We start from the raw sequence: 26,790 nt of genomic DNA, 5'->3' as shown, positions 1-26,790 counted from the left end.
CGGCCTGTATTAGTTTAGTTAATACAGGCTCGCAACTGTTTATTTTTTATAATAAGGGCGTTAAAGTTGATTCGCTGTCTAACGTGATATCCTGTTCCAATAAACTGCCCTTTTTTCCCGAAGTAGCTAAGAAACCATTCTTCATAAGCCCCTGTATTAATCGGTTCTGGGTCGCAGGTTGTTGCCAGATGGGTATTGTAACCGGTATTTGCCCAAGAGCGGTGGGAGGTTGCGGAATTGGTTTTCTACCAGGATTAAGTTCATTTTCCTCGGTCTCCAGTAATTTAAGTTGCTCGGAAGTAAGTGTTTCGACTTGACTGGAATAAATAAAAGGTAACATACGAAGCTTGAAAACCAACAAGAATGCCTCGAATTTACTACTTAACTCAGTGTATCCATATTGTGATGGTGCTGCATATGTGGCCTGTAATTGAGAAGGTGATAAGATCTCAATGTGATTGAGATCAGTACGGTAATAAATCTTATTATCATCTCCTAGTAAAATTAAAGGCTGGGGTTGGCGATATGCATCATCAATATCCGGCATTTGCTCCAGACCCCCATATTGAGTCTGTTCAGGCAATTTACTCCCGTTAAATACAAAATTTAAATCTTGTAAGGAACAGGTCATTCCTGCCAAACAAGCTTGTTTATTAAAATAATTATTGGCAATATTAAAATCATTATCTCCACTTGTTGTAACTGGGGGCTCACTATTATCGGGTGATGGATCGTAAATGCGTTTGGTATAAACAGTCACTTTGTTTAATTCATCATGTAAATTGTTGACTAAAATACTCCCCCAAATTCCAAAATGCTGTGGAAGCAGGGCACGTAGATCCCCCATAAATGAAATATGTCCGGCAGCAAAATGATCGGTATAGTAATGGAAACAAAAAAACTCCATGCCTAGTGCCAAAGCCTGATATCGATGGGCTAGATCGTGCAATTTGTCTTTATCCAATCCATTAGGCGTCAGTTTTAGAAGCTCAAGGAGGGCACTAAAGTCCTTATTTTTTGATTGATAATCTGGGTGAGTAATATATTGTTTTAACTCATAGTAAATACGCGCATATTTGAGAGCTATATGATGGCCTATCGTATATACCCGAACGGACCATGGAGTAAAATGTGATAAATTTCTGTTCAAAATGTCGCTGTAATTTTTTACCCTCAGAGCAAACATGAGTTGTTGTACATAAAAATTCAAAGTACTCGAAAAGGGGATGTAGTTTCCATTATTAATAGTATAAATCGTATCGATATCACTTTGGTGGACCTGGTTATTGGCCAACCTTTTATAAGAGTTGATTAATTTTAATTCCTCATCCTGCGTAACTGGCTTTTTAATTAAATATTTACCTAAGGTCTCACCAGCCCCTGTGCGATCTAAAGTTTTTCGTTTCTTCTTAAACTCACCAACGCTTGGTAAATCAAGAGAGACCTCTTTTCCACCGAAATAGTCGCCAGACATAGCGATAATGACGCCTGCAGATACATTTAAACCAATGGGTTCAGGAAGACCAAATTCATTAAACCCTTGTACTTGCAAGCGCAAGCCTCCCTTCTCATCGATGGTCACGTAGGGATTGCCCTCTAAGCTCTCCCAATCTTGAAATCGTAACGCATCACCCAGTTCCGTGTGTTCATTGGTGTTCATAAGCAAGCTCCCATTTTTATTTTTATTACGCTTTAAAAATCAATGAACTTCTGAGTCCGTTAACATAATGACCTAGCATGTCAAAATGCAAACCGATCAAGTTCTGTCCAAATATTCGTTTTGGAAAAAGAGGGATAAAAAATAAATATAGAAGTGGGATCCAATATTTTCAAATAGGACTGGTGGCTACCAGTTATCTCAGAGTTATATTTCCCATCTATAATTAAAAATAATCCAGCCGGTGGAGTTGATTATGAAAGATGAGAAAACAGAGCAACGGGTAGGAACAAATCGCAATACCTTATTTTCGTCAGACGATGCTACCCCAGCGAATACGGTCTCCTCTAAAGACCGCCTGAAAGATTTTGATGCTTCAAAACAAGAGCAATGGCTCGAATACAGTAAAAAAGTGATTCATGAATTGGGCTCAAAAGTATCCTCTTTTCCAAAAGAACCGCCAATCGTTCATAAAGATATTAATTGTCCTCCTGATATGTTGAGCTCCCAGGTAGGCTGTACTTATGCTTGGTTAGCGGATAAACGCCGTGAAGTAGCAAAAATGTTGAAACAAGGCCCGCTTAGACATCAATTTGGATTAATTAATAAACCAGGTTTTATGTCCACAGATGAGTTTAATCTATCAAAACATCTGCCTACCCAAAAGGATAAGATTTATGAACATTTGAAGAATTTGATTGAACAAAAGAATGAACATGTAGAGGTAAATCGACAAGAACATAAATCAGAAGAAGGGGCAAAATACACGATTAAAATTAAATTAACCCCAGAGGAGTTTGATTTATTACATAAGAAAAATACCACATCACAATTTCCCTTTATTGAGGATGATGTAGTTCTTACAATTACCTTCGAAGATTATGGGAAGAATGATAGTAAAACAGGGATAGTTATTGATCATTGTCCTACTCCTTTTCATCAGGATTATCGTGATCGCTCAAGCTATTTTCAGGTGCAATTTGAATTAATTCAACCTTATTTTCAGGATTGTATGGAGTGGACTCCTGATCAAGATATAAAGGAATTTCTTAAAAGTGCAGGAAAACTTGCTTATAGTCTTGCTCGATTACAACCCGTTGGCCGAGGAAACTCTGCTATTGTTGAATGGATGGTCAGAGGCCTTGCCCATGAAAAAAATATTGAATTAGGACCCTTTAATCACAATGAGTTAGGTTGGGATTTTAAAGCCTTCCTAACTCCGAATATCGATGACTATGCTCAGTGGTTTGCTGAAAAAGCATTTACGGGATATGTATTAACACACAATGAGGAATCCATTCCTAAATTATAAAATTGCGAAAAGTTAGATTACGGTCCCTAAATTTTAGAACCATCCCAGGGTTGCATTAGATGCAAGAATGACATTTTATCAATCTCATTTTTTCCCAGAAGCGGAATCTGCGCAACGCTTGCTATGATTATTTAAGCCAAATTTATACCTGCCCTTTATTTTATAAAGAACGTTGATATTTAGAGTGAAATGTATTGTTAGATGATGAATATGTTGGTAATAATAAAAAAAATGAACCTAAAAATGGATAAGTAACAGGTGTTTAAAAGGTCAGGCAGATCAAAATGCATTCTATAGGAACCTGGTGGTTATGGTTGTTTTTTATTGTTTTAATACTCATTGTCTTGAGTATTGACCTTATTTTTTTGACCCGAAAAAAAGAAGGCCCGGCTTCATTAAAGTTATCTATAATGTGGGTCACGGTTTGGATTGTCTTAGCTTTACTTTTTAACACATTTTTATGGGTGTATCTAATGCAAAACGAAACAACCCATATAGCCAACCAAAAAGCACTGGAATTTTTTACAGCTTATTTAATTGAAGAATCATTATCGATCGACAATATATTTGTATTTGTCATGATATTTAAATATTTTTCTGTACCCATGAAATATCAGCGTCGACTTTTATTGTTTGGTGTATTAGGCGCAATTTTTATGAGAATCATACTCATTGTCTTAGGTATATGGTTGATCAATAAATTTCATTGGATTTTTTATCTATTTGGCTTATTGCTTCTTTATTCCGCGTCAAAATTTTTTACTTTATTTAAAGATGAGCAATTTATTGCGAATAATTTTATTCTAAGAACATTAAGAAAATTTTTTCCAATAACAAAAACAATTTCAGACGAACGTTTTATTATTAAGAAGAATAAGTCGTATTTTATGACTCCTTTATTTGTGGTTCTTATTTTTATCGAAGTAAGCGATTTAATTTTTGCTATTGACAGCATTCCTGCAGTATTAGGTATTACCCAAGATCCATTTATTGCTTGTTCCTCGAATGCTTTTGCCATACTGGGATTGCGATCCTTCTATTTTATTTTGGCGCACATCCAAAATAAATTTTATTATCTTAATTATGGATTGGGTTTAATCTTAGGCTTTGTGGGGATAAAAATGATTGTGCATGACATCATTGATATTCCTGTAGTAATAACACTTGCAATGATTGTACTCATACTCGGTGGCTCAATTGTAGCGAGTAAATTGTGGCATAATAAAGTCGATTAAAACGCTCGTGGGATTAACAATCAAAGGATATTCATGGAGCAATTCTTTATTTTCGTACTGGTTGGCGTTATTGCACAAATAGTTGATGGTGCAATGGGTATGGCTTATGGTGTGATTATTACCGGGGTATTAGTCACTTATGGTATTTCCCCTGCGGTAGCAAGTGCTACAGTGCATACCTCTGAGATTGTTACAACAGGTATTTCAGGTTTTTCCCATGCAATGTTTAAAAACATTGATTATGCTTTATTTAGACGTTTAGCTATCCCCGGTGTTTTAGGGAGTATCCTGGGTGCTTATGTTTTAACAAAAGTTTCAGAAAAGGTGACAAGGCCTTTTATTGCAGTTTATCTAGTCATCACGGGCGTATTTATCTTATACCGAGCCTGCCAAGGTGGTAAAATCATCAAGCTCATAAAAAATTTTATGGTAAAACGAGTTACCCGGCGTGCATTGCCTTCAAATCATGCCCGCGGGTTAATTCCTCTTGGATTTTTTGGTGGTTTCTTTGATGCCACAGGGGGCGGTGGGTGGGGATCCATAGTTAATTCCACATTACTGGTGCAAGGCACGACGCCTCATTACACTATAGGTTCAGTTAATTTAACTGAATTTTTAATTACTCTTACTACTTCTGCTACCTTCTTTTTCACAATTGGGATCACTCATTGGTTAATAATTATAGGATTGATTGTTGGGGGCGCAATTGCTTCCCCTTTTGCCGCTTACCTCGTTCGTTATATTCAACCCAGAATCATCATGTTGTTGGCAGGAGTAGTAGTCATATTACTCGGACTTCACTCAATTTTTAGAATATTTATGAAGTAGGGGATGTTTAAACTGGAGAGAATAATTAATCAATCCATTAAGATCATCAACAAAGATGTGCTATCTAATGAAATAAATGTTTTATGATTGTTTCGATAAAAAGATAGACGAAGCTGGCATAAAAAAGAATCCCAATATACCCTAAAACAAGGAGTACACCGTCACGTTCTATTAATCCCAAACTAAAAATAATAAGAAGTGCCGCAAAGATAAAGTTACTCAATGGGATAGGTAGCATTAAAAAAATGGCTAAACAAAAAATAAGTATTCCATTGATTATTTCCATACACCGAGAAGTCATGAATTCCCAGCGTGGTTTCAAAAAGTATTCGATTTTAGTCAAATAAGGTACGGTGGCATAAATCACTTTAGAAATAGTTTTTTGATGAATCGTACGTTTGGCTATAACTTGGGGTAACCACAATGTCTTTCTGGCAAATACCATTTGGCAGGCAAAAAGTGCTATTGGTACGCTAAATACCACCGAAACGCCGGGGATTGTAGAGAAAGGTAAAGCACTGGGTAAAGCAAAAAACAACAACACAATGCCAAACGCACGCTCTCCTAGAATTTGTAAAATTTCTTGATAGGTTAATTCGCCCTTTAAATCCTTGTGGTTGGCAATCTCCAAAAGGATATCAGAAGAGTGTGTAGTCGTAGTATCCATAATAACTCGCAGTTATAACAAGACATCATATTTATGTACTATCAAAGAATAGAACAACATTTCTGATGCGAAGAAGAACTTCAATCTTAAATTATAACGACAAGATTTCACAACGTCGCAGAGAATAAATTATCCCAAAGGTTTAGGAAATTTTTGTAAATAAAGCATACCAAATTGATAGGAAGCATAATCTGTAATATGGCCTACATCCCGATATACCGGGATACCATTGATTTCCGCTTTACAAATATTTTGCTCACATTGTACCTCCTTTGGATCTATTATAATCAATTGAGGATATTTATTTTTCATTATGATAAATAGTTGTTTAAACCACTGATCCTCATTAAAAGTAAAATCACATTCATGGGGGGTGTAGGATGTTCTTAATTTAATATGCTTAAAAAAGCAATCATGAAAATTATTTTGCATTAAAGCGGTGGAGTGCATCAATACGGGCTTTGCTCCAGATTGGGTGATGATTGAGAGTGCTTTATCCAAGGCTTCTTCCAATCTTTTTTGGGTCAAGGGTAAAGAGCGTTGATCATCCACGTTATTTATGATGTTTTCTGACAAATAATCAGCCCATAATTGTCCAATGATGACATAATCATAATGGTTACTTTGGATCATCTGATAATATTTTTGGGTAAGTTCATGGCAGAGGGTATAAACTTGCTTTTTAAAGTGCCACCAATCATAGAGATAAATATCAGGTAAGGTTAAGCAAGAGGATACAGTTTGCATTAAAATGGAGACATTTGCTGCTTGTCCTAATACATCGATAAAGCCCCAATAATGATTGGAAAAGGAATCCCCGATCATCAAGGCACGCTTACTATTCAATTTCTTTGAGCCAGCGAGGCATTGCATATTAATTTCATGCTTGTGGTCGGTAATACACAAATCCCTCAGTTGACTGCTGTATTGATCTAATTGTTGATATACGGCTAATAGTTCGCCGTCAAACCGCTGTGGAAACCCATGGTTTTTTTTTATTACGTAGTCAGTCAGGTGAACCAGCAGTATGGGGACTAATAATAGAAGCACAACGGTATAACGAAATGGCATGTTCTTCCAGCGTTTAGAAGGTTTTTCAATAAAATGCCAAGAGAGATAGGCTAAAACAAAAATAAGCCCAAAAGCAGCGCACAAAACACGAGGGGTTTCTATAATGCTTTGATATCTTAGCACTGAGAACACAACCCAATGCCAAATATAGAGTGAATAAGACAACAGACCAATAAATACTAGAGGTTTGCTCGAAAGTATTTGGCTCAAAAGGTTTTTAGGAGAACACGTTCCTAAGGCAATAAGGAGTCCAGTTGCACTACAAACAACAAATGCATCTACATCCGGATATCCTGCTAACTCGGGATTAAGTCGAGCAATATAGATCAAGGTTATAAATGCCAAACCGCCAATAAGGTTTAAAAGATATTTATTGATAGAGCCGACTGTCATCGGAATAAATGCAACACAAGAGCCGGTTAAGAATTCAAAGACTCTACTGGAGAGCAAGTAATACGTATGTGCAGGGAATGTTCGGGCATTGTATAAAGATACTAATAAAGTAAAAAAGGTCAACCCAATTAGAATAGGAAGCAAATATCTCTTAGGGGAGAAACGATATAAACAATAGATAAAGAGAGGTAAAAGTAAATAGCATTGCCATTCTATTGAAAGAGACCAGGTATGCAATAAAGGAAGTTGATGCGTATCCGGTGAAAAATAACCCGTTGTCGTTTTATCAAAGAATAAATTGGACAAAAATAAAGACGTTTTGCGAGCACTTCTGCTGTATTGCATTAAATCATCAGGTAAAAAAAACAACAAAGTCGAGGTGGTTGCCAAAAAAAGCAAACAAATAAAAACAGGTTGTAACCGCCAGAGTCTCCGATTATAAAAATCTAAAAATGAAAAGGAATTATTTTGGAGGGATTCATGAATAATCCGCGTAATGAGAAAACCGGAGATGACAAAAAATACATCGACTCCTATAAATCCGGAAGGAAAAAAAGAGAGTCCTGCGTGATAAATTAAAACCAATATAATCGCAATGGCTCTAAGTCCATCAATATCGGGACGGTATTTCATTCACGTTCAAACAAAAAGTCCCAATGCTATCACCTTGATTAAAATTTATCTATTTAATAAATACGTTATTTTTAAACAATGAGGTGTCTGGTTTATAGGACAACCCGTTTTATTTGAGCGATACTATTATAATCGATAGTTCGAATTTATGAGGAAATGATGGATACCTTACGAACGTTTTTTGCCATTCTTCTCCCAAAGGAAACGCAAGTTCCTCTTTCTGATAGCTTAAAGACATTACAACCCATCATGTCCTCTGAATACATTCGCTGGATACCTATAGAAAAAATGCACATCACATTACAGTTTCTCGGAAACTTACCACAAGAGAAGTTGATGGCTGTGGTTGAAAGCGCGCGCAGTGCAATAAAAACCCTACCCGCATTTCGACTCGAATTCGGTCCTTTTGAATGGTTTCCCACCTTACGACATCCTAAGATTCTTTCGCTATCCGTTCAACCTCAAGTAACTTTAGCGATATTGGCCGATACAATTGGGAGCGCCCTAACTGCTTTAAATATTCCAATTGAAAAACGCCCATTTCGTGGGCACATGACAATGGGAAGATTAATTCGAAGAGGAGTGCCCTATGAACTATTGGAGACTATAAAGAAACCAACTATCCCTGCAATCATTGTTAATAAAATTCATCTTATAGAAAGCAAAGCCGATAAAGGTAGGCAAAATTACTATCCATTAGCAGAGTTCAGATTAGCCTCCGCTTAGACGGTTTTCTGGCTTCGTTCATCTCAACCATAAACACGCAACAAATACTCCATGATTGCACGTAATCCCATGGCTTCCCCGCCTTCGGGTTTCCCGGGTTTACTTTGCTCACTCCATGCCATAATGTCAAAATGTATCCAAGGGGTGTGTTTAGTAATGTATCGTTGTAGAAATAATGCCGCAATAATCGCTCCCCCATAGGGATAGTCAGTGCAATTGCTCATATCAGCAACAGATGAGCGCAAAAATTTTTCATAAGGTTCAAATAAAGGGAGTCTCCATACAGGATCAACTGCTTTATGTGAGGCCTCGATGAGACCTGATGCTAAAAAATCATCATTAGTAAAAAATGCTGCTATTTCCGTTCCTACAGAAACACGAGCTGCTGAGGACAAGGTAGCAAAGTCAATCAATAATTCAGGTTCTTCTTCACAAGCCCTTACAAAAACATCGGCTAAAATCAGACGTCCTTCCGCATCTGTATTATCAATTTCTACAGTTAAACCATTACGCATAGTTAGAACATCACCAGGCCTAAAAGAACGGGGTCCAATAGCATTTTCTACGGCGGGAATAAGTAAATGTAAACGAATAGGTAAGTTCTTTTTCATAATCCAGTGAGCAAGACCTATCGCATGGGCCGCACCACCCATGTCTTTTTTCATTATTCGCATCCCGTAGGAGGATTTAAGATTCAATCCCCCCGTATCAAAACAAACCCCTTTGCCCACTAAGGTAATCCGAGGATTTTTTTCATCACCCCAGATTAAGGAAAGCAGGCGTGGCTCTGATTGGGAGGCACGGCCCACAGCATGAATGGCAGGAAAATTTGCCTGCAACAATTCATCGCCAATCCATTGTTTGAACTGTGCGTTATGTTCTGCGGCTAAAGCTTCAACTGTATTTGCCATTTCTTTAGGCCCCATTTCACTCGCGGGCTGATTGATTAGATGACGTACCAAAAAATGGGCTTGGACTGAATCGATCAAATTTGAGAATATTTCTTCCTCAATGACTAAGACCCTAGGAGAAGGAAAATCTTTTTTGTATCGCTCAAAACGGTATTGCGCTAAAGCCCAATATAAGGCGGCTTCCTGAGAGCAAGGTTCTTGCAGTTGGTAATGGTTTGCTGGCAATAATAGAGCAGCATGAGCCATTGCTAATATCTGAGATTCATTACCAGTTCCTACATAGACTTTCTCTAATAAACCCTCGGTATCGTGAAATAAGCAATATTCACCAATTGCACCATTAAAATGAGTTTGAACAAAATAATTACGTTCTTTAGGGCTTAATGTCGTATTTTGTTCTTGGAATTGCTTTGGAGAAATTAAATAAAGCGGAATGGAGTTGACACGATTGATTGTATAAAAAAGCTCAGCATGCATGTCAGGATCTCCAAAAACTAGTGAAATGATTTTTAAATTGATTATTAATTATCTATTCTGAATTTATTTTTGTCAAAAAAGAGAAGAATAGCAATAGGAGCCAGGGTGCAGCGAAGCGAAACTCGGACCCCACCCGCTGCGACCAGGCTATATCTGGAACATACAAAACAGGTTTATTGTTTAAATCTTTGATACAGTCCGATTAAATCAGCTTCGCCGATAACATGTCCAGTCATGGCATTCAAAACTAAATCTCGCGTTGTACCATCACCTAAATTTAAGACGGTATCTAAAGCATATAATTTAAAATGATAACTATGAGCAATTCCAAAAGGGGGGCAAGGGCCTCGATATCCTAACCCATCCCAACTGTTTTTTGCATTTGCGGCTCCTGTAGGTACTGGGCTTCCTGCATCTAATTGGTGCACGTCGGAAGGTATATTAAACAAAATCCAATGCGTCCAGACGCCATCAGGAGAATCGGGATCGTCTACAATCAAGGCAAACGATTGTGTTTTAGGGGGAATATTACTCCACGTTAAAGGAGGGGATTGATCTGCTCCAGTACACGTATAAGAATCTGGAATTAGTGAATTCATTTTAATGTCTGGGCTTTTTAAGGTGAGAGAATAAGCACTATTGTATTGAAACATAGAAAGTACTAAGAACAGAAGAAGAGAATATTTTTTCATAATATTTTACTCCGACTCATCTAATAAAAGATTAGATAATAAAGTATGGCACGGAAATTACCTAGAAAAGAAAAAACAAATACCGAGGAGAATTTTTTAATCTAAAAGAGACGTTATTCCTAGAGTATAATGGTTTTTTCAAGTAGTGTTTTCATCGTATCGAGTTGCTTTTTAATCCGTTGTCCAAGATATAAATAGGATATGAAATGACAAGTGAATGTGTTATTGATTTAATCGTGGCAAAAAAAGAAAAATCGTTTATTGTTTTTGAAGACAAGCATTTTATAGCCTTTTTGGACTCTCGACCTCTTTTTCCAGGCCATACTCTGTTAGCTCCTAAAATGCATATTAAAACAATGTATGAGGTTCCTGAGCCTATGATCGCTCCTCTTTTTTTACTCACGCAAAAACTGGGGACTGCGGTTGAGAAAGCAATGGATGCGGCAGGAAGTTTCATTGCAATGAATAATACAATCAGCCAAAGCATACCTCATCTCCATATACATATTGTTCCTAGAAATAAACACGATGGACTTAAAGGTTTTTTCTGGCCGCGAACTCATTATAAGAACGAAGCCGAGATGCATGAAGTGCAAGAAAAAATTTGTAAGCAGTTGAAAACACAAGCCTAAAGAACCTATTCAAAGTTCATAACAAAACTCATTGGTTGCTTTGTAATGCACTTGCTTGGTTTTGGCGCCCTGTTTTTTTAATTGCATTATCAATGATTTATTATTAAAAGTTTCCACCCATTTTTTAATCTTTGACAGAGGCCATCTGTGCTTATAAATGACCTCACCATGACTATCCAATTCTTTGACAACAAGTATTCTGGGTAACTTAAACGGTAACGCATCCTCATTCAAAATGAGAATAGCTAAAAAGATGCGTAATGAATAAAAAGAGGGATGAAAGTCACCACTTCGATGGTTAATATTTTTTAAAGTAGTGCATTTGGTGTTGGTAAATTTTATATTGCCAGCAGTTTGGCATTGCGCTTTATTCTGGGGTTTCCCAGTCATTTGAAAATGTTTAGGAGCATTTATATTGGGTCTGGTTTCCCTGGCGAACCATACACGTCCGTCCATATCAACTAAAAAACGGAGAGTAGGATCTTCCCTTTTTGAACGCTTTTCTTCAAGTAATTTTTCCAAAGTGGATAAAGACTCAATGAAATAAGTACATTCTTCGTGATGAACTTTATTAATTAAATGAAAACAATTGGAGAAATCAGGTGCTACAGAAAAAAACTCTTCATGGAGTTTAGGGTAAAACAACATACAACGTACCTCTTATTCCTTTGGGCTAGATTGCAAACATATAGTCCTTAGTGTATCTAAGGAAAAAACAGTTGCGGATTTTTCCATTCTTGCTTTACAAGGTCAATAGTATATTATTGATTTTAGTCCCAAAACTGATTCAGTTTGAATTTAATAATAACCGGGATAATCATGTATTTTCTCTCATTTATACTACTAGGATGGTTTACAATGACTTCTAATTTATCAGCAGCTGATACCCAACATCATGATAATGCATATGATTATTCATTCCATACATTACGCGGACATGAAAAACTACCTTTGTCCTCTTTTAAGGGAAAGGTGTTGATTGTAGTAAATACCGCGTCAAAATGTGGTTTTACCCCACAATACGCACGTTTAGAAAAACTGTATGAAACCTATAAAGATAAGGGCTTAGTTATACTCGGAATTCCTTCAAACGATTTTGGTGGCCAAGAGCCGGGGACTGAGGAAGAAATTGCTAGTTTTTGCCAAGTTAATTATGGTGTAACTTTTCCGATGGCCGCCAAGGAAGTAGTTTCAGGAAAAGATGCGCATCCTTTTTATCTTTGGGCTCGACAGAAATTAGGGTTTGGTACCGCACCAAAATGGAATTTTCATAAATATCTCATTAACCGTAACGGAGAACTTATTGATTATTTCTATTCAACTACTTCTCCAGAATCAGGAAGATTTATCAAAGTTGTTGAGAAAGCACTGGATGAGAAAGCATGATTTAAAAGGACGAAATGGAACCTGGGGATTCAAACCAATGTAGTTCCCGAGGTTCCAATCGATTGAATCAGAAAACTTATTTAATAAATTACCCCGCATCATATCCGCCCGCAACAGCGTTATATACTTGTACGATACCATCGAGTAATTGAGCTTTTTCTTGAATTAAAGTTAATTTACTGCGGTCAAGATTTATTCTTGCATTAATTACATTGCGATAATCCCTTGCTCCAGATTTATATTGGGCTTGTGCAATAGCAAATGATTTTTTAGCTGCTAAATATCCTTTGTAGGTTTGTAGGTATGATAAATTGTTCTTTTGCTGATTGGTAAGCGCATCATCTACATCTGCGAATGCTGAATGAAGGGTTCCTAGGTAATCATAATAAATGGCTTTGAATCCAGCTTTGGCTGATTTGATATTTTGATAGGAACTGGCATTGAAAATTTTTGTTGATGCAACCGCTTCAGCAATCCAAATGTTCGTACTCAATTTTAAAAGATGGGTTAAATCAACTGATGCTCCGCCAATTAAACTTGTGAGCGCAATTGTTGGGAAAAATGCAGAATATGCCACGCCAATTTGCGCTTGTGCTATTTTTAAGTTATTTAAGGCGATCATAATGTCAGGACGATTTTTTAAAACTGCTGAGGGTAAAGATTTAGGAATCAATTGATTAACATTTAAAGAAAATAAACTACGATGAGTAGCAATAGGACCGGGGTTTTGATTCAATAAGAGGCGAATCGTATTCTCACTTTGTGCCACGATATTTTCAATTTGGGGAATATTTGCTTCTTCTTGGGCAATTTGTTGATCTAAATTAGTAATTGTCTCGATAGTACTGGCGCCTTTTTTGAATCGTATTTGTTCGAGTTGACGTAGTTTTTTTAAGTCTGTACTCAGACGGATCTCTACTGCCAATTGTTCTCGTTGACTCAAGAGCATAAAGTATGCCCCGCTCATTTGGCTCATGATACCTAATTTTATTGACTGGGATTGAGCTTCTTCCATTGCAAGGGAAGCTTTTGCTGATTTAATGTTGCTGATATTATTTAAGATATTTAAAGTGTATCCTGGAACAAACCCGGCGTTGTATCCCCTAAACCTCAGGCTGGAGAGGTTTCCAAAAAAAGGATTATTTGTCAATTGGCCTCTGGGAGTAATATGGGTATTCCACGTTCCCCCAGTAAAACCGGTAGCGCTGGCATCAAGAGTTGGGATCCAGGCATATTGAGCCGCTTTAAGTTGTGCTTTTGCTTGTTCAATTGTCGCATAAGAACTTCTAATCGAATCATTACAGGCTAGGGCTTGGGCCATAAGCTGATTAAGCTCTGGATCGTGCAGTTTTTTCCACCATGCAAAATGACTTAAATCGGCGTGGTTATTGAGATATTTGATTCCACTTCGGGTACTTTCAGGATAACTTACCTTTTCATGAAGAATGCAGTTTTTACAACATCCTCCAAGTAACAGGGCAAATAGATTGAGCAAGATAATTTTTAGTTTCATAATTTGGCCAATTCAATAAATTTATTAATCGAGCTTCGTTCTAAATATTTTTCCTGTTAAAAGAATCAGAATAAAAGCGATCAATAAAATAGGTAAAATATTAGGGATAATTTGCACGAGTGTATTGCCTTTCAGTAAAATCCCACGCGTAATTCGGACAAAGTAGGTCATGGGAAGACAATATCCAATAAGTTGTGCCCACGTAGGCATACCATAGAACGAGAAAATATAACCGGATAAAAACATTGAGGGTAATTGATAAAAGACACTCAGTTGCATTGCTTGCATCGGCATGTGTGCGAGAGTAGAAAATATCATTCCTACCATTAAACTGGCGATAATAAATGGCGCCACAGCAATATACAGCAAAAGAATGCTGCCTTCCGTAGGAATATGAATTAATAACTTACCAAAAATGAGAATACTAGTGAGTTGTAAATATCCTAAAACAATATAAGGGATAACCTTACCCAGAATGATCTCCAAAGGTTTTAATGGAGTACTTAAGAGCATTTCCATCGTGCCGGATTCTTTTTCTGAGGTAATAGCGGTTGAAGTTAGCATTACCATGGTGAGGGTAAGCAACACACCAATTAAACCAGGAACAATATTATAAGAACTGGTGTTTGATTCGTTATAAAGCCGGTGAATGTTGAGATTGACGCTTCTATCCAAATGGCTTGGAGAGGGTGAGCCTAAACCTTGTTGATTGAACCTATTCAGAGTTTGATTCAATATGGGAAGCGCATTACTAAGAGCACTGGCGCTGCTTCCAGGATCGCTCCCATCGATTTCAACCAATAATTGGGGATTTTCTTTGCGAATGTACTTCCGAGTAAAATTGGGAGGGATAGTAAAAGCGAGGCTTATTTTTCCATTCGCGAAATCTTGATTTTTCTTGTCTTCATTTAATAGTTCATTCTTTACTTTAAAATAGCCTGAAGCCTCAAGTGCGCTGACATAGCTTCTCGTTAACGGGGTATTATCATAACTGATGATGGTAGTGGGTAAATGTTTTGGATCGAATTGAATTGCAAATCCAAAAAGAATTAACAGCATAATCGGTAAAATAACGAGCATCGCAATAGTGCCCCGATCGCGAGTGACAAGAATAAATTCTTTACGTATTAAACCCCCGAGGCGTTTTAGAGATATTCCTTGTAATATACCCTTATAGTTCATCGCATTAATCCGATAAAAACCTCTTCAAAAGATGGTGTGATCTCTTTAAATGAAAGATGATTGTTTTCCTGAATGGCCTGGTCTAATAAGTTATGATCTCGGGATGAAATTCGCAATTCATTATTTACAATGGATGCTAATAGTTTTGGCTGCGAAGCAAGTAATTGCTCCATTACTTTATTTTGTTCTTTCCGATTTACTTCTACGACATAGGTTTTGACTTTTGATTGTGGAATTAAATCTTTGGTGCGGCCGGTATATAATAATTTTCCTAAATTAATATAGGCCAGATCGGTGCACTTTTCCGCTTCATCCATATAATGGGTCGTTACCAAAATAGTGGTGTTATCTCGCGAGGAAATTTTATGTAAATAATCCCAAAATTCTTTACGCGCTTTGGGATCGACACCGGCTGTCGGTTCATCCAAGAATAATAATTGAGGTTTATGCAATAAACTGCATGCTAAGGCTAAGCGCTGTTTCCATCCTCCCGATAAATTACCTGCTTTTACGTTTTGATAGTCTCCGAGCCCAAGTTCGCGGATCATCTCTTCTATTGTCTGAGCCGAATTTTTTATTTGAAAAATATCTGCAATAAAGCGAAGGTTTTCATGAACAGTTAATCCCGTGTAAAAGCTGAATTTTTGAGGCATATAGCCGGTACGCTTTTTTATTTCATCGCTTTGAGTTTTAATATCATATCCAAGACAACATCCTTCTCCATCGGTAGGTGTTAAAAGACCACAGATCATTCGAATAGTCGTCGTCTTGCCACTACCATTTGAGCCAAGAAAACCAAATATGGAGCCTCTTTCTACTTGTAGATTAATATGATCGACCGCGATTTTCTTATCGAATTTTTTTGTTAATTGTTTTACATCAATTACAAAATCACTCATCAAGCTAATTCCAAGGTAACAGGTTGCCCGAGATGAATTTTTTCAAGATCAGGGCTATCAATTTTTGCTTCGATTCGGAACACAAGACGTTGACGTTCCTCACGGGAATAAATAATAGGGGGAGTGTATTCAGCAATATTTGAAATAAAGAAAATATGTCCTTCCGCAAAATGTTCATTGTGGTCAGTCTTAATCTTAACGTGCTCATTAAGACGTAATTCAGCAAGTCGTTCTTCAGGAACAAAAAATATAGCCTTAATATTATTTTTGATAATCAAGGAAAGCACAGGCGCACCTGCTTGGACAAACTCACCTTGGGTATAATATGTATCAAACACAATTCCTGAATCAGGTGCAAAGTTTTCCTTGCGGGTCATCTGCCATTTTTTATCGGCGGTATCAACTTGATTGTTTTTGATTCTAAAATCAATATCATTAAGTTGCTCTTTTGAAATGTTTAGATCTCTTTTGGCTGCATCAAGATCATTTTGACTTGCTGCATTTTGCTTGCGCATCTCCAAAGTACGACGGTAGTTAATCTCATTGTAATTGAGTTGGGTCACAATTTGTTGACGTTGAGCAAGTAAATCTTTGTTAGTTAATTTACTCATTTTGACATTATACAATTCGCTGGTTTGCTCAAGCTTAAATAAAAATTGATTCGTTTTGACTAACTGTCCTCTTAATACAGCTAAATCAGTCAGCCGGCCGCCAAAATCAGCTGACAAATAAACCAGGTCGGTATCAATATATCCACTAAATATCTTATTTTCTTTTTCACAGGCTGTGAGCAATAAGAGAGTCAAAACAACGAGCAACAGTTTCTGCATTTCAAACCCATCCTGAGCTTTATTACGAACTGCTCAAATTTTAGCAGCTATGCAATCTTGGGGTATTTAATTTATGTATATTAAGCTCAAGAATTCTATGTGTCAAAAAGAGTTGATCTTTTAAGGAAGGTCTCAATTTAGAGACAGATTCCCGACTTTATTCCACGAACGGCAGCTATTGACCTAGGCATAGTAACATGTTACACCCCAACCCAGAATTAAGTCACTAAGTAGTCAAAATCACAAAGGAGTATCTGATGAATTATAAATTTTTTTGTAGTCTAACAATCGCTGTCTCTTCTTTATTGACCCAGTCTGTTTATGCAGAGCAAAAAACAATTGCTTATAAGAATGAACGAGGATCAATTTTAGAACTCAATATCTTAGCAGATCATAAAATTGAAGGTTATTTCACCACAGCAGTTGCTTCTAAAACATGCCCACAAGCAATTAATCAAAAAAGACCTATTACCGGTTATATGGTTGGTAATGCTATATCCTTCAGTGTGGTTTATCCGATGTGTGACTCAATATTGAGTGTTAGTGGCCATTTTGATAAAAACCAGCAAGCCATTGACACCCTATCCATACTCAGCAAACAAGCTACCGACATTATTCACGAAGGACCTGGGGCTCGTTTTATTGGCCACGACTCTTATAAAAAAATAGGGTAATTACTGAGTAGTATATTGGGCTTGGGATGATTTTGTTACTTAGCCTTTAGGGAATGTAACAATTTATCCCACGCTAGGTCCCGGGACCGGTTCGCGGCATTCAGAACCGATCTACATTAAAACAAATCTTTGTATGGAGATATCAACGATGATACCGTTGAAGAACCCTTTACGGGGTTAGTGCATCTCTTGACCTAGGTCCTTTTTAAACTGCGTACCATATCACGTAACTCAAAAACCACTAACTCTGAACTCTTGGTGATGCCTATTACTAATAAAAACTGGGCGGCATAATAGAGAAGCATAATCAAAATCGTTGTGAGTTTGTTATCCGATAGAACAAATAAGTTTAATGACAAAACAAAATCAGACAATAAGAAAAGACAAGCTCCAGTCTGTATCAACAGTGATGGTTGTTTCACTTGAAAAGAGCAAAATACCATGAAGGTCAACAGGCATAGATAAATGGCTACTGGTTTTTTTAAGTCGCCTAAATAGGGGGATAAAAAGTAAAAGCTTATTAGGACAAAGACTAAAACGGGTAAAAAGAAAAACAAATTTTTTCTTTGAAATCGCATGTTGATTAAAAAGATACTAATGTACATGCAATGTGCACCCATAAACATCAAGATTCCTAGTTGCAATGCAACCTTCGTAGGAAGAGTTAGAAAGACATCACCAATTAAGGAAAAGCCTAAGGCACAAAGTAATAAAATTTTGAGGTGTCTCGGAGGGTTGGTTTGAACAACAAATACCATCAGTATGGCAATGGGAAGTATTTTAAATAAGGTGGTCAAAGGATATTGAATAACAGAGAGTAACAAAAGATAAAGGAGCATACTCAGTAAAATAAAAATTATTGTTATTTTAAAAGGCTGGGCTCGCATCTAAAAGTCCTTATTTTTCAGTGCTCTTTAGTTCCTTATAGTATACAACGTCTTTCTTTGCCCTTATAAGTTTTTGTTTATTGAGATAAATTGTGGTTTAATAACGAGCTGTTTGTATTCATTTGGGTCTAGTTATGAAAAAAATAATCTTACTTCTAATCATTACTTCTTTTGTTTCAGTTGGACATACCAGTAAGCTTAGTAAATTTTTAAAACAAATGGATGAGGAAGACAGGGTACGGCAAGAACGAGAATGGCAACAAGATATGAATTTTGGTGATTTTTCATTTCGATTAGATAAACGGTATACCGATGATCATGGACAACGTTGTCGTGATTATAAGTTTAGATCACGCAGTAATCCTTTTCGCCATGGATATTACACCGTCTGTGATGAACGCTAGAATTCACAGATTGCAGGAGAAAAAATGTTACGATGCTTTTTCTCCTGAACACCTTAGTTAATTCTTCCATTTGATGAGCAATTTATGAATTAAATGGAGAAATCCATTACATATTCTACAATAACATCATATAGACCTAAATCTTGCTAAAGCGCTGCAATTCAACTTTAAGGGATGCATTTATGAGTAAGTCTATGATGATGCTCCTCTTGGTAGTTTCTTCTTGCGATTATGCCAACATTGCTAATAATATTTTATTAAGTAGAACCTCAGAGCAGAAAGCACAAATTCTAAGTGGGATTATCAACTCAGCAGGCGAGCCATGTATTCCTACCGAAGCTTTTTATCAGGGTGTAGATCTGAATGATGCGGCCTATTGGAATATCGCTTGTTCTAATGGTAAGTCCTTTGTCATTCAAATTGCCAACGACGCCGCCGCGACAAAAACAATAATTCAATGTAGTGCGATGAAATCATTAGGGACTCAGTGCTTTAAGAAATTCGGTTTTTAAATGACTAAGACTACCAAGATATATGGGTTGAGACTTTATAATAAATATTAATGGAGTTGAACCAGAGCTGACTGTATACTCAAATAGAAGGAACATTATATATTAGTGAATAAAAGAAGGATTTTTTATGGCGCAAACAGTAGAACATCGTGTTATCAATTTAATTGCAAGAACTCAAGAGATCCCACCTGAAGATATTGATTTGGATCAGTCGATTGACCAAATTGTTCCTCGTTCCCTGGATTTAGTTAATTTATTCTTCGATCTAGAGGATGAGTTTGATCTTGATATTCGTAATGACATCCATAAAGAAAAAACAATCCGTGAAATAGCTCTCGATATTAAACAATTAATTGCGAAAAAAAACTAAGTGTAAATTGTCTTCTTGTTGTTAAACAAATGATGACTATTTCGTCAAAATTTTAGAAAGAAAATTGATCTCTTCCCCAATAAAAAATAATAAATCAGGTAGTTATGCACTTAAGTCTTATTTTGTACATTTACTCATTGTCATTGTTCTAAATTAAATTTAGAATGCCTTTTTTATTTATGAGTAGAACAAAATGTCATCAGTATTTGCGCTCTTAGGACTAAAAGACAAACTTGAATATACCTCCATGACGGAATTAGGGATCAGCAGTGATCTCAGTAAACTTCAATCGCAGTCCCAAAATTATTTTACTATTGCAAAAGGAGTTTATGCTGCTGATGGCAACCAACTCGGTGTTGCGATTAATGAAGGACAACACTTCGGAATAAAAAATAGTGAACATGTTGAATTTTTAAAGAGATGTACTGCGCTGGTGAGAGAAAAATCCACGCAACTCAAGAATATCGATCAAAAAATCATAGGCAGTGTGGTTTTTGGGGTAGCTGCAACTGCATTATCGTTTCTGCCTGTGGTTGGCCTTTTAGGTTGGATAGGTTGGGGGGCTACCGCTTATTTTATTCAACAACGTGCTATTGCATATAAAGAATATCAAGAATCATTGGCTCTTTTAGTAGGTGTATGCAATTGGAGTCTGGGTGAAGGTGAGGAAACACGCAATAGCAGTATCAGTCTTTTGACTACCCACGAATCGATACGTGATATGATGGCTGTGCTTTATCCTGTTCTTACGGAAAAACAAGTAAAACATCTCATTGCGGATGATATTGAGGGTAAATTTGCTGAAGAATTAAATGAGTATGAAAAAAGATTTAAATTAGGCTTCAATCCTAATCAATTCTTTTCTAAAACAGACGATACGATTGCACTCAGTAAAAAAGGTGCGGAATTTAGCCGTTGCATTTACGGTTACAACAAAGGTGGCTTTACTGATTTTCTTGATGCTATTGTATCTATACTTCCCGATTTATATAAAGCTGCCCTTCACGGTTGTCAAAAACTCCACTACTGGTGGCAAGAGAAGAATCATTCATCAGAGAAGGAAGAGGCGTCTGTTTCGCAAGTACCTAGTACTTTTTCTAACAAGTAGATTGTATGTAATTCCCCTAAGTAATTTAGGGGAATAACTGGGTTAATATAAGTAGCGCTTTTATCTTTACGACAGAGAATGAGTTTCCATTTTTATTTGTCTATCTTATTAAATTTTTAATTTTGATCAAAAAGCTGTGCTATTGCGCTAAAAGCGTGTTTTTGATTCGAGGATACATTTATCCTTTACTGAATAACAAGGAGAAAAAATGGAGCTTAAGATAGAAGAAATTAATGATGCGGATATTTTTATCTACGGTAAAATGGAACCCGATGAAACGGACAGAATGCTCTTTACTAAACTGGAGCAGTTACTTATTCAGCCTGATGGTTGTTCAAAGATTGCTAAGTTACAACACAGTAGCGAAAAGCTATGGTTAATCCGCGATAGCCGAGTGGCTGGCTTACTTACAGTTCAATCGGTTAGCTGGGATAAAGAGTTAACCCAATGGGTACTCAATGGGCCTCAGCGTTACATGTTATCGAATTATCACGGATGGATTTTAAATAATTCAATTCCTGGCAGTGATATCTTTCTTGCAGTAGTGGATTCAGTGGGGGGGTTTATCGATATGACGGCCGATAAGGCCAAGCCTCATCTTCCGGGGTTATTAAAAACTCTAGCCGAGAATGGATATTATATAGAAAATAGGATTAACCCGAAGGCAGGACAGCAATCAAAATTAACAGGTTATTCAACTTACATTATCGATTTGTCACCCAAATCCACCGTGCAATCAACAGAAGTTTTTTTGCCCGAAGGGATCAGCATGGCCCTTTGTTGTCCAATTTCAGTATTAAAAACAGGGCAGATGAAGGTAATGAAAGATCCAGTGACACGCGTTGATGATGGAATTAGCTATGAGCGCAGCTATTTATTGGAAAAATATCCTTATCTGCAAGAAGGAGCAGATTTTTATCCCAATATTAAGCTAAAGAACATTATCAACTACATTTCAGCAACTATTTTAATGCCAGAAGAGTATTGGAGCAAATTACAAAAAATTGATGAAGATATTAAGGATCCTATATTTTCTGAAACAATGACCGAACCTGTGTTAAGTCCTAGTGGACATTCTTATGAGAAAAAATCCATTGAGCAATGGATAAAAAAGAAACAAGTTGGGTTGCCAACAGTGAGTAATACACTTCCAATCCCTGATCCAATGACGCAGGAGAACATAAGAGGTAAGACTCTTGTCCCAAATAAAAACTTGATGCAATTTATTCAAGCTTGGCCCGCTTTTTATGAAGACCAAGAGTTTAAATTGGCAATAAAAATCTCCACACCTACTCAAACATAGTATTTATTTTTCTTGCAATGCGGGAGTATCCATTGGGCGCTTACTAATTTTTATTCGAAACAAATGATTTCGTATGAATTAAATAAGATGGTTTATCTTCGTGCATTTTTTTTGTTATAGTTTTTATGAGCGATTTTATAAGGACGTTTTAAGGATATGTACACGAAATACCAAGGAGTGGTGACGCGATTTCTGCGTCAAGAGGAGCGACTCATATTATCCGAAGAATATGAAATGCCACTGGTTATTGAGGCAACTGATGCAACAGATCTAAAGTTTTTGCAACAGTTCCTTAAATCTAACTCGCAACAAATTATTGCAGATATGGCTCAGTATGGAGCAGTTCTTTTAAGAGGTTTTGCTATCAATACTGATGAGGAGTTCGAGAGGATTGTTTTGAGTATCCCAGAATTTCGCGGTATTAGTGAAGCATTTATGTCTGAAAATGGTCGCGATCGCGTGGATAATCTGCAATTTGTGCTACATACTAATTCCGTCTATAAAACGGGCGGAACACTCTATCTAGGGGGCTTCCATTCGGAAAATTATTATTCTGCTGATGTTCCTAGTTATCTTTGTTTTTGTTGTTTCCAACCCTCAGAGTTAGGGGGGGAGACCGGTTTAATTAATACGCAAAAAATTTACAGCCATCTGCAAGATGAGCTAAAACAAAAATTAGAAAATAATTCTTTTTTTGTTTGTAAATGGTCGGTTGCCGAAATTGCAGAACGATATCAAATTTCTCAGGATGCGGTAAAAAAAGTATGCCAGAAATTCAATTTTCCAATTGAAGGCGATGGAGAAAATGAGTTTGTTTTGATGTATAAGCCCAGTGTTTGGGAACATCCTCTTACTCAAGAAAAAGCCCTGCAAATCAATATGTTTGAGCTGCCTACACTTAATTATGAACTGAGAAAGTGTTTTATGAACGACTATAAAGGGAAGATTTGGTTTTGGCATCGATTTTTTTGGCGTTTACCTACCTCAATGTTCAATTTAGTAGAATTACTCGCTATGGTGTGTATTTCTTTTTTTAATTCACCTCAAAATGCATATAAAATTGTACGCACAAAACTATCCAATTATAAAGCGAGTAGAAAAAATAAAAGGTTATCAGCGAAAACAGTAAAAGTGGGGAGTTGTTTTAACGACAAAGAGATAAAAGAACTCGCTCAACTCATGCGAAGTTATTATTCATCTTGTTTGTGGAAAAAAGGGGATGTATTGCTTATTGATAATAAAAAAGTTATGCATGCCGGTATGCCTGGAATGGGGCCTAGATTAATCCGGGCCATGATTTGTAATCCCCTAGCTATGAATTATTCATCCGAGACAGGATTTCTAGTGGCTAAAGAGAGTACTAGCAATACCATTGGCGCATGTATGGTAAAAGGTACTATGAATTAAACGAGTAACCTGAAGTCGTGCTCCAGGCTACAATTCTTATGTTACAGTCAGGAATAAATAATACGTGCTAGTTCAGCCCCTAGGCGTGCATTGTTTTTAATTAAAGCAATGTTGGCCAGCAAACTTTTTCCTTGCGTGAGTTGGGCAACTTCGGCTAAGAGAAAGGGAGTTAATTCCTTTCCTGTGATATTATTTTGTTCCGCTTTTTGTATGGCATTCATAATAACAGGTTCGATGATCTGAACTGGAATATTAAATTCTGCAGGAATCGGGTTGGTGACCAAGACACCTGATGTCATGCCTAAACCCCAATGTGCTGTTAATATATCTGCAAGGGTTGATACATCCTCAACCCAGGTTGATAACGGATGATGGGTTGCATCGGTATAAAACGCGGGCAGTACTTGCGTGCGATAACCTACTACAGGCACACTCATCATTTCTAAAAATTCTAAGGTACGCGGCAGGTCGAGTATGGCTTTGGCCCCTGCACAAATTACCGCAATGGGAGTTCTGGATATTTCAATAAGATCTGCTGAAATATCTTGTGCATCGCCTCGATGAACCCCGCCAATTCCTCCAGTAGCGAATAATTTAAGACCTGCTTTAGCAGCACAAAATAGGGTTGCAGCGACTGTAGTTCCTGCAGAGTGCCGATTGGCTAACATATAGGGTAAATCGCGTCGGCTTGCTTTCAAAGCCTCTTTATTGTTTGCAAATTGCTGCAATTCATTTGTTGTTAAACCAATTTTAATTGTTCCATCAATCACAGCAATGGTTGCGGGTGTCACATCCAGTTCCCGTACAATTTGCTCCACTGCTAGTGCGGTTTCATAATTATCAGGATAAGGCATGCCATGAGAAATAATTGTGGATTCTAATGCCAGTATCGGTTTGTTATGCTCAAGCGCTGCTTTTACTTCGGGGGAGTAATCAAAAAATTGGTTCATGATGAATTTCTCGTACTGAATGGTTTAGTTGAATATTTTTTAATGCTTCAAAATTTATTTGTTCATTGACGGTGTGACATGATTGCACGGTTAAAGCAGCCATTGCTGCCCCTGTATGACAGGCATCAATTATGGGTGTGTTCTTTTTTAATTCATAAAGAATTCCTGCAATGAAAGCATCTCCTGCTCCACTGACATCGACTATTGGATCAATAAAAAATGCTGGAACATGTTTTTTAACGGTTTCATTAACAATCACATAACCTGATTTTCCCAAACTGATAATGCAATTCCTAACGCCTTTATCCAACAATATCTGGCCTGCTTTGATGCAGTCAGACACTGAATGAATATGAGTTTGTGTTAAAGCTTCTGCCTCAAAACGGTCCGGTTTCAACAGAAAAATATTCTCTAATAAAGGCGGTAATTTTCGGGCTTTGCTCACAGAAACCGGATCAATGCATAGCTTAATATTTTGGGTGCGCGCTATTTGAATGGCATATTCAATAATAACATGAGGTAAATTAGTATCCAGAAATACAATCTCTTCATTATTCCATTCACACCAAGAAGACGTAAATTGATCGAAGGGAACATGATCAAAAATTTCCATGTCGGCTAAAGCAAGAACTAATTCTCCTTCTTTATCGAGAATAACATCATAGTGAGCTGTAGATTTATTATGAATAGTAAGAATATTTTGGATTCCCACGCCCATACTTTTTAAATGGGCAATGGCGTGTAGTCCATCATTATCTTGGCCTACTACGCCGTAGATATGAACATTGTTAGTCAATAATGAAAGATTTTTTGCAACATTATGAGCAACACCACCAAAGCTTGAAATGGATGAAACGGGATTGGATGTCCCTAATTGCAGTTGATGGGTGGATGTTAATTTGCGATCAATGGTTATGCCGCCAATGCATATTATTTGTTTATTCATTAATGGATCAAAAAAATTTTTTGAGTCAAGCATCATAGCATGAGAACAGCGGAGTTTCCTGCTGGATAAGAATGAATCCTTCTGTGCTATTCTTTTTTTATGACCGTTGAACGAAATTGATTATTCAACTTCCTACCCGCCACTCTTTATTGCTGTTTTTAGACCATTCATAGTTTGTGAAGTATAGTGATTATCTGATATAAATTGTTTACAGATACTTTTGAGGACTTATAAGGAAAATCATGGGACTTCTCATTGATGGTCAGTGGCATGATGTCTGGTACGATACGTCTAAAACAGGAGGGGCATTCAAACGAGAACCGAGCCAATTTCATTCGGGGATAAGTAATGAGCCCAATTCTCGCTTTCCAGCTGAAAAAAACCGTTATCATTTATATGTATCGCTTGCTTGTCCATGGGCGCACCGGACTTTAATTTTCAGAAAACTCAAAAAACTTGAAGATTATATTGATGTTTCCATAGTGCATCCGCACATGCTTGAAAAGGGATGGACGTTTAAACAAGAAATGGGAGCTACTGGAGATACTCTTTATGGATTGAACTATTTATATGAACTTTATGTGAAAGCAAACCAAAATTACACTGGCCGAGTTACTGTTCCTGTTTTATGGGATAAAAAGGAACAAACAATCGTTAGTAATGAATCAGCAGAAATTATTCGTCAATTCAATCAAGAGTTTAACCATTTGACAGGTGATAATCAGGACTTTTACCCAGAATCACTTCGAACGGAAATAGATGCATTGAATGACCGAATTTATCATGCCATTAACAATGGAGTTTATCGTTGTGGATTTGCAACAACCCAAAAGGCCTATGAAGAGGCATACATCCAATTATTTCTTTTACTGGATGAACTGGATGAACGACTACGTCACCAAAAATACTTACTGGGTCCACAGGTAACTGAGGCTGATTGGCGCTTTTTTACCACCTTAATTCGTTTTGATGCAGTGTATTACAGTCATTTCAAGACCAATCAGCAGCGAATTAGTGATTATCAAGGGATACAGCCCTATTTAGAAAGACTCTACAATCATCCTGGAGTGCGAGACACCGTAAACTTTTTACATATCAAGCAACACTATTATTTTAGTCACAAGAACATAAATCCAACACAAATTATACCCTTAGGACCGAAACTTAACTTTGATTTTTAATAGC

Annotated in this window: 27 protein-coding genes; 14 read left to right on the top strand and 13 right to left on the bottom strand. The window is 37.0% G+C overall.

Going from position 1 to position 26,790, the window contains the following annotated elements:
* Positions 1–46 precede the first annotated feature (46 nt).
* A complete protein-coding gene (locus ACWTE2_RS22590; RefSeq protein WP_454784483.1) occupies positions 47–1,660 on the bottom strand; it encodes a hypothetical protein in 1,614 nt (537 codons plus the stop codon).
* A gap of 253 nt (positions 1,661–1,913) precedes the next feature.
* Here ACWTE2_RS22590 and ACWTE2_RS22585 point away from each other — a divergent pair, with 253 nt between their 5' ends.
* From ACWTE2_RS22585 to ACWTE2_RS22575, 3 genes are all read left to right on the top strand, one after another.
* Complete coding sequence (locus ACWTE2_RS22585) at positions 1,914–2,969, top strand: hypothetical protein (RefSeq protein WP_454784482.1); 1,056 nt, start codon at positions 1,914–1,916, stop codon at positions 2,967–2,969.
* Positions 2,970–3,253: 284 nt separating this feature from the next.
* Complete coding sequence (locus ACWTE2_RS22580) at positions 3,254–4,204, top strand: TerC/Alx family metal homeostasis membrane protein (protein ID WP_454784481.1); 951 nt, start codon at positions 3,254–3,256, stop codon at positions 4,202–4,204.
* Between the two features lie 33 nt (positions 4,205–4,237).
* Positions 4,238–5,032, top strand: coding sequence for a sulfite exporter TauE/SafE family protein (locus tag ACWTE2_RS22575; RefSeq protein ID WP_454784480.1), 795 nt, complete (start codon positions 4,238–4,240; stop codon positions 5,030–5,032).
* Between the two features lie 64 nt (positions 5,033–5,096).
* Here ACWTE2_RS22575 and ACWTE2_RS22570 read toward each other — a convergent pair whose 3' ends face one another.
* Positions 5,097–5,699 (bottom strand): exopolysaccharide biosynthesis protein, encoded by a 603-nt coding sequence (locus ACWTE2_RS22570; RefSeq protein ID WP_454784479.1) that lies wholly within the window; start codon positions 5,697–5,699, stop codon positions 5,097–5,099.
* A gap of 129 nt (positions 5,700–5,828) precedes the next feature.
* The gene (locus tag ACWTE2_RS22565) at positions 5,829–7,796 is read right to left on the bottom strand and encodes an acyltransferase family protein (protein WP_454784478.1); all 1,968 of its coding nucleotides are present in this window, start codon (positions 7,794–7,796) and stop codon (positions 5,829–5,831) included.
* Between the two features lie 156 nt (positions 7,797–7,952).
* Between ACWTE2_RS22565 and thpR the strand changes: the two genes are divergently transcribed.
* Positions 7,953–8,522 (top strand): RNA 2',3'-cyclic phosphodiesterase, encoded by a 570-nt coding sequence (gene thpR, locus ACWTE2_RS22560; protein ID WP_454784477.1) that lies wholly within the window; start codon positions 7,953–7,955, stop codon positions 8,520–8,522.
* A 23-nt stretch (positions 8,523–8,545) separates the two neighbouring features.
* On the opposite strand, the gene ACWTE2_RS22555 is transcribed toward thpR, so the two are convergent.
* Together ACWTE2_RS22555 and ACWTE2_RS22550 are read right to left on the bottom strand one after the other, a co-directional pair.
* Positions 8,546–9,910, bottom strand: coding sequence for a leucyl aminopeptidase family protein (locus tag ACWTE2_RS22555; RefSeq protein WP_454784476.1), 1,365 nt, complete (start codon positions 9,908–9,910; stop codon positions 8,546–8,548).
* Positions 9,911–10,083: 173 nt separating this feature from the next.
* Positions 10,084–10,602 (bottom strand): YbhB/YbcL family Raf kinase inhibitor-like protein, encoded by a 519-nt coding sequence (locus tag ACWTE2_RS22550; RefSeq protein WP_454784475.1) that lies wholly within the window; start codon positions 10,600–10,602, stop codon positions 10,084–10,086.
* A gap of 206 nt (positions 10,603–10,808) precedes the next feature.
* On the opposite strand from ACWTE2_RS22550, the gene ACWTE2_RS22545 reads away from it, so the two are divergent.
* Positions 10,809–11,234 (top strand): HIT family protein, encoded by a 426-nt coding sequence (locus ACWTE2_RS22545; RefSeq protein WP_454784474.1) that lies wholly within the window; start codon positions 10,809–10,811, stop codon positions 11,232–11,234.
* Between the two features lie 9 nt (positions 11,235–11,243).
* Here the strand turns inward: ACWTE2_RS22545 and ACWTE2_RS22540 are convergent, their stop codons facing one another.
* Positions 11,244–11,882, bottom strand: coding sequence for a hypothetical protein (locus tag ACWTE2_RS22540; protein ID WP_454784473.1), 639 nt, complete (start codon positions 11,880–11,882; stop codon positions 11,244–11,246).
* Between the two features lie 210 nt (positions 11,883–12,092).
* On the opposite strand from ACWTE2_RS22540, the gene ACWTE2_RS22535 reads away from it, so the two are divergent.
* Positions 12,093–12,620, top strand: coding sequence for a glutathione peroxidase (locus ACWTE2_RS22535; RefSeq protein ID WP_454784472.1), 528 nt, complete (start codon positions 12,093–12,095; stop codon positions 12,618–12,620).
* 88 nt (positions 12,621–12,708) lie between these two features.
* On the opposite strand, the gene ACWTE2_RS22530 is transcribed toward ACWTE2_RS22535, so the two are convergent.
* Genes ACWTE2_RS22530 through ACWTE2_RS22515 form a run of 4 tightly spaced genes read right to left on the bottom strand, consistent with a single transcriptional unit; the run spans position 12,709 to position 17,044 of the window.
* Positions 12,709–14,133, bottom strand: a complete 1,425-nt coding sequence (locus ACWTE2_RS22530) for a TolC family protein (protein WP_454784471.1) — start codon at positions 14,131–14,133, stop codon at positions 12,709–12,711.
* A gap of 24 nt (positions 14,134–14,157) precedes the next feature.
* Positions 14,158–15,315 carry an ABC transporter permease gene (locus ACWTE2_RS22525; RefSeq protein WP_454784470.1) on the bottom strand — a complete coding sequence of 386 codons (1,158 nt, stop codon included), beginning with the start codon at positions 15,313–15,315 and terminating at the stop codon, positions 14,158–14,160.
* The gene (locus ACWTE2_RS22520; RefSeq protein ID WP_454784469.1) at positions 15,312–16,214 is read right to left on the bottom strand and encodes an ABC transporter ATP-binding protein; all 903 of its coding nucleotides are present in this window, start codon (positions 16,212–16,214) and stop codon (positions 15,312–15,314) included. The genes ACWTE2_RS22525 and ACWTE2_RS22520 overlap by 4 nt, the downstream gene beginning before the upstream one ends.
* Positions 16,214–17,044 carry an HlyD family secretion protein gene (locus tag ACWTE2_RS22515; RefSeq protein ID WP_454784468.1) on the bottom strand — a complete coding sequence of 277 codons (831 nt, stop codon included), beginning with the start codon at positions 17,042–17,044 and terminating at the stop codon, positions 16,214–16,216. The genes ACWTE2_RS22520 and ACWTE2_RS22515 overlap by 1 nt, the downstream gene beginning before the upstream one ends.
* 257 nt (positions 17,045–17,301) lie before the next feature.
* Between ACWTE2_RS22515 and ACWTE2_RS22510 the strand changes: the two genes are divergently transcribed.
* Entirely contained in the window at positions 17,302–17,718 is a 417-nt protein-coding gene (locus ACWTE2_RS22510) for an avidin/streptavidin family protein (RefSeq protein WP_454784467.1), read from the top strand.
* Positions 17,719–17,912: 194 nt separating this feature from the next.
* On the opposite strand, the gene ACWTE2_RS22505 is transcribed toward ACWTE2_RS22510, so the two are convergent.
* The gene (locus ACWTE2_RS22505) at positions 17,913–18,605 is read right to left on the bottom strand and encodes a lysoplasmalogenase (protein WP_454784466.1); all 693 of its coding nucleotides are present in this window, start codon (positions 18,603–18,605) and stop codon (positions 17,913–17,915) included.
* Between the two features lie 134 nt (positions 18,606–18,739).
* Between ACWTE2_RS22505 and ACWTE2_RS22500 the strand changes: the two genes are divergently transcribed.
* The 6 genes from ACWTE2_RS22500 (at position 18,740) to ACWTE2_RS22475 (ending at position 23,709) form a co-directional block, all read left to right on the top strand.
* Complete coding sequence (locus tag ACWTE2_RS22500; RefSeq protein WP_454784465.1) at positions 18,740–19,009, top strand: hypothetical protein; 270 nt, start codon at positions 18,740–18,742, stop codon at positions 19,007–19,009.
* Positions 19,010–19,191: 182 nt separating this feature from the next.
* On the top strand, positions 19,192–19,521 hold the full coding sequence (locus ACWTE2_RS22495; RefSeq protein ID WP_182391698.1) for a hypothetical protein: 330 nt from the start codon (positions 19,192–19,194) through the stop codon (positions 19,519–19,521).
* Between the two features lie 127 nt (positions 19,522–19,648).
* A complete protein-coding gene (locus ACWTE2_RS22490; protein WP_454784464.1) occupies positions 19,649–19,891 on the top strand; it encodes an acyl carrier protein in 243 nt (80 codons plus the stop codon).
* A gap of 193 nt (positions 19,892–20,084) precedes the next feature.
* Positions 20,085–20,999 carry a hypothetical protein gene (locus ACWTE2_RS22485; protein WP_182391696.1) on the top strand — a complete coding sequence of 305 codons (915 nt, stop codon included), beginning with the start codon at positions 20,085–20,087 and terminating at the stop codon, positions 20,997–20,999.
* 208 nt (positions 21,000–21,207) lie between these two features.
* A complete protein-coding gene (locus ACWTE2_RS22480; protein WP_454784463.1) occupies positions 21,208–22,302 on the top strand; it encodes a U-box domain-containing protein in 1,095 nt (364 codons plus the stop codon).
* A 156-nt stretch (positions 22,303–22,458) separates the two neighbouring features.
* Positions 22,459–23,709: a TauD/TfdA family dioxygenase gene (locus ACWTE2_RS22475; protein WP_454784462.1), complete on the top strand. Its 1,251-nt coding sequence runs from the start codon at positions 22,459–22,461 to the stop codon at positions 23,707–23,709.
* A gap of 47 nt (positions 23,710–23,756) precedes the next feature.
* Here the strand turns inward: ACWTE2_RS22475 and ACWTE2_RS22470 are convergent, their stop codons facing one another.
* Both ACWTE2_RS22470 and ACWTE2_RS22465 read right to left on the bottom strand, forming a co-directional pair.
* Positions 23,757–24,659 (bottom strand): pseudouridine-5'-phosphate glycosidase, encoded by a 903-nt coding sequence (locus tag ACWTE2_RS22470; RefSeq protein WP_454784461.1) that lies wholly within the window; start codon positions 24,657–24,659, stop codon positions 23,757–23,759.
* Positions 24,643–25,605 carry a carbohydrate kinase family protein gene (locus ACWTE2_RS22465; protein WP_454784460.1) on the bottom strand — a complete coding sequence of 321 codons (963 nt, stop codon included), beginning with the start codon at positions 25,603–25,605 and terminating at the stop codon, positions 24,643–24,645. Before ACWTE2_RS22465 ends, ACWTE2_RS22470 begins: the two co-directional genes overlap by 17 nt.
* A 242-nt stretch (positions 25,606–25,847) precedes the next feature.
* Between ACWTE2_RS22465 and ACWTE2_RS22460 the strand changes: the two genes are divergently transcribed.
* On the top strand, positions 25,848–26,786 hold the full coding sequence (locus ACWTE2_RS22460; RefSeq protein ID WP_454784459.1) for a glutathione S-transferase family protein: 939 nt from the start codon (positions 25,848–25,850) through the stop codon (positions 26,784–26,786).
* Positions 26,787–26,790: the final 4 nt, after the last annotated feature.

Source organism: Legionella nigrisilvae (assembly GCF_977063395.2).
The sequence above is the reverse complement of the archived record's forward strand: the minus strand, read 5'-3'. Positions and strand labels throughout refer to the sequence as shown.

What these genes read in the sequence shown, in the direction of transcription:
- ACWTE2_RS22590 (WP_454784483.1), bottom strand. Translation starts at nt 1,660, where the DNA reads ATGAACACCAATGAACACACGGAACTGGGTGATGCGTTACGATTTCAA.
- ACWTE2_RS22585 (WP_454784482.1), top strand. Translation starts at nt 1,914, where the DNA reads ATGAAAGATGAGAAAACAGAGCAACGGGTAGGAACAAATCGCAATACC.
- ACWTE2_RS22580 (WP_454784481.1), top strand. Translation starts at nt 3,254, where the DNA reads ATGCATTCTATAGGAACCTGGTGGTTATGGTTGTTTTTTATTGTTTTA.
- ACWTE2_RS22575 (WP_454784480.1), top strand. Translation starts at nt 4,238, where the DNA reads ATGGAGCAATTCTTTATTTTCGTACTGGTTGGCGTTATTGCACAAATA.
- ACWTE2_RS22570 (WP_454784479.1), bottom strand. Translation starts at nt 5,699, where the DNA reads ATGGATACTACGACTACACACTCTTCTGATATCCTTTTGGAGATTGCC.
- ACWTE2_RS22565 (WP_454784478.1), bottom strand. Translation starts at nt 7,796, where the DNA reads ATGAAATACCGTCCCGATATTGATGGACTTAGAGCCATTGCGATTATA.
- thpR (WP_454784477.1), top strand. Translation starts at nt 7,953, where the DNA reads ATGATGGATACCTTACGAACGTTTTTTGCCATTCTTCTCCCAAAGGAA.
- ACWTE2_RS22555 (WP_454784476.1), bottom strand. Translation starts at nt 9,910, where the DNA reads ATGCATGCTGAGCTTTTTTATACAATCAATCGTGTCAACTCCATTCCG.
- ACWTE2_RS22550 (WP_454784475.1), bottom strand. Translation starts at nt 10,602, where the DNA reads ATGAAAAAATATTCTCTTCTTCTGTTCTTAGTACTTTCTATGTTTCAA.
- ACWTE2_RS22545 (WP_454784474.1), top strand. Translation starts at nt 10,809, where the DNA reads ATGACAAGTGAATGTGTTATTGATTTAATCGTGGCAAAAAAAGAAAAA.
- ACWTE2_RS22540 (WP_454784473.1), bottom strand. Translation starts at nt 11,882, where the DNA reads ATGTTGTTTTACCCTAAACTCCATGAAGAGTTTTTTTCTGTAGCACCT.
- ACWTE2_RS22535 (WP_454784472.1), top strand. Translation starts at nt 12,093, where the DNA reads ATGACTTCTAATTTATCAGCAGCTGATACCCAACATCATGATAATGCA.
- ACWTE2_RS22530 (WP_454784471.1), bottom strand. Translation starts at nt 14,133, where the DNA reads ATGAAACTAAAAATTATCTTGCTCAATCTATTTGCCCTGTTACTTGGA.
- ACWTE2_RS22525 (WP_454784470.1), bottom strand. Translation starts at nt 15,315, where the DNA reads ATGAACTATAAGGGTATATTACAAGGAATATCTCTAAAACGCCTCGGG.
- ACWTE2_RS22520 (WP_454784469.1), bottom strand. Translation starts at nt 16,214, where the DNA reads ATGAGTGATTTTGTAATTGATGTAAAACAATTAACAAAAAAATTCGAT.
- ACWTE2_RS22515 (WP_454784468.1), bottom strand. Translation starts at nt 17,044, where the DNA reads ATGCAGAAACTGTTGCTCGTTGTTTTGACTCTCTTATTGCTCACAGCC.
- ACWTE2_RS22510 (WP_454784467.1), top strand. Translation starts at nt 17,302, where the DNA reads ATGAATTATAAATTTTTTTGTAGTCTAACAATCGCTGTCTCTTCTTTA.
- ACWTE2_RS22505 (WP_454784466.1), bottom strand. Translation starts at nt 18,605, where the DNA reads ATGCGAGCCCAGCCTTTTAAAATAACAATAATTTTTATTTTACTGAGT.
- ACWTE2_RS22500 (WP_454784465.1), top strand. Translation starts at nt 18,740, where the DNA reads ATGAAAAAAATAATCTTACTTCTAATCATTACTTCTTTTGTTTCAGTT.
- ACWTE2_RS22495 (WP_182391698.1), top strand. Translation starts at nt 19,192, where the DNA reads ATGAGTAAGTCTATGATGATGCTCCTCTTGGTAGTTTCTTCTTGCGAT.
- ACWTE2_RS22490 (WP_454784464.1), top strand. Translation starts at nt 19,649, where the DNA reads ATGGCGCAAACAGTAGAACATCGTGTTATCAATTTAATTGCAAGAACT.
- ACWTE2_RS22485 (WP_182391696.1), top strand. Translation starts at nt 20,085, where the DNA reads ATGTCATCAGTATTTGCGCTCTTAGGACTAAAAGACAAACTTGAATAT.
- ACWTE2_RS22480 (WP_454784463.1), top strand. Translation starts at nt 21,208, where the DNA reads ATGGAGCTTAAGATAGAAGAAATTAATGATGCGGATATTTTTATCTAC.
- ACWTE2_RS22475 (WP_454784462.1), top strand. Translation starts at nt 22,459, where the DNA reads ATGTACACGAAATACCAAGGAGTGGTGACGCGATTTCTGCGTCAAGAG.
- ACWTE2_RS22470 (WP_454784461.1), bottom strand. Translation starts at nt 24,659, where the DNA reads ATGAACCAATTTTTTGATTACTCCCCCGAAGTAAAAGCAGCGCTTGAG.
- ACWTE2_RS22465 (WP_454784460.1), bottom strand. Translation starts at nt 25,605, where the DNA reads ATGAATAAACAAATAATATGCATTGGCGGCATAACCATTGATCGCAAA.
- ACWTE2_RS22460 (WP_454784459.1), top strand. Translation starts at nt 25,848, where the DNA reads ATGGGACTTCTCATTGATGGTCAGTGGCATGATGTCTGGTACGATACG.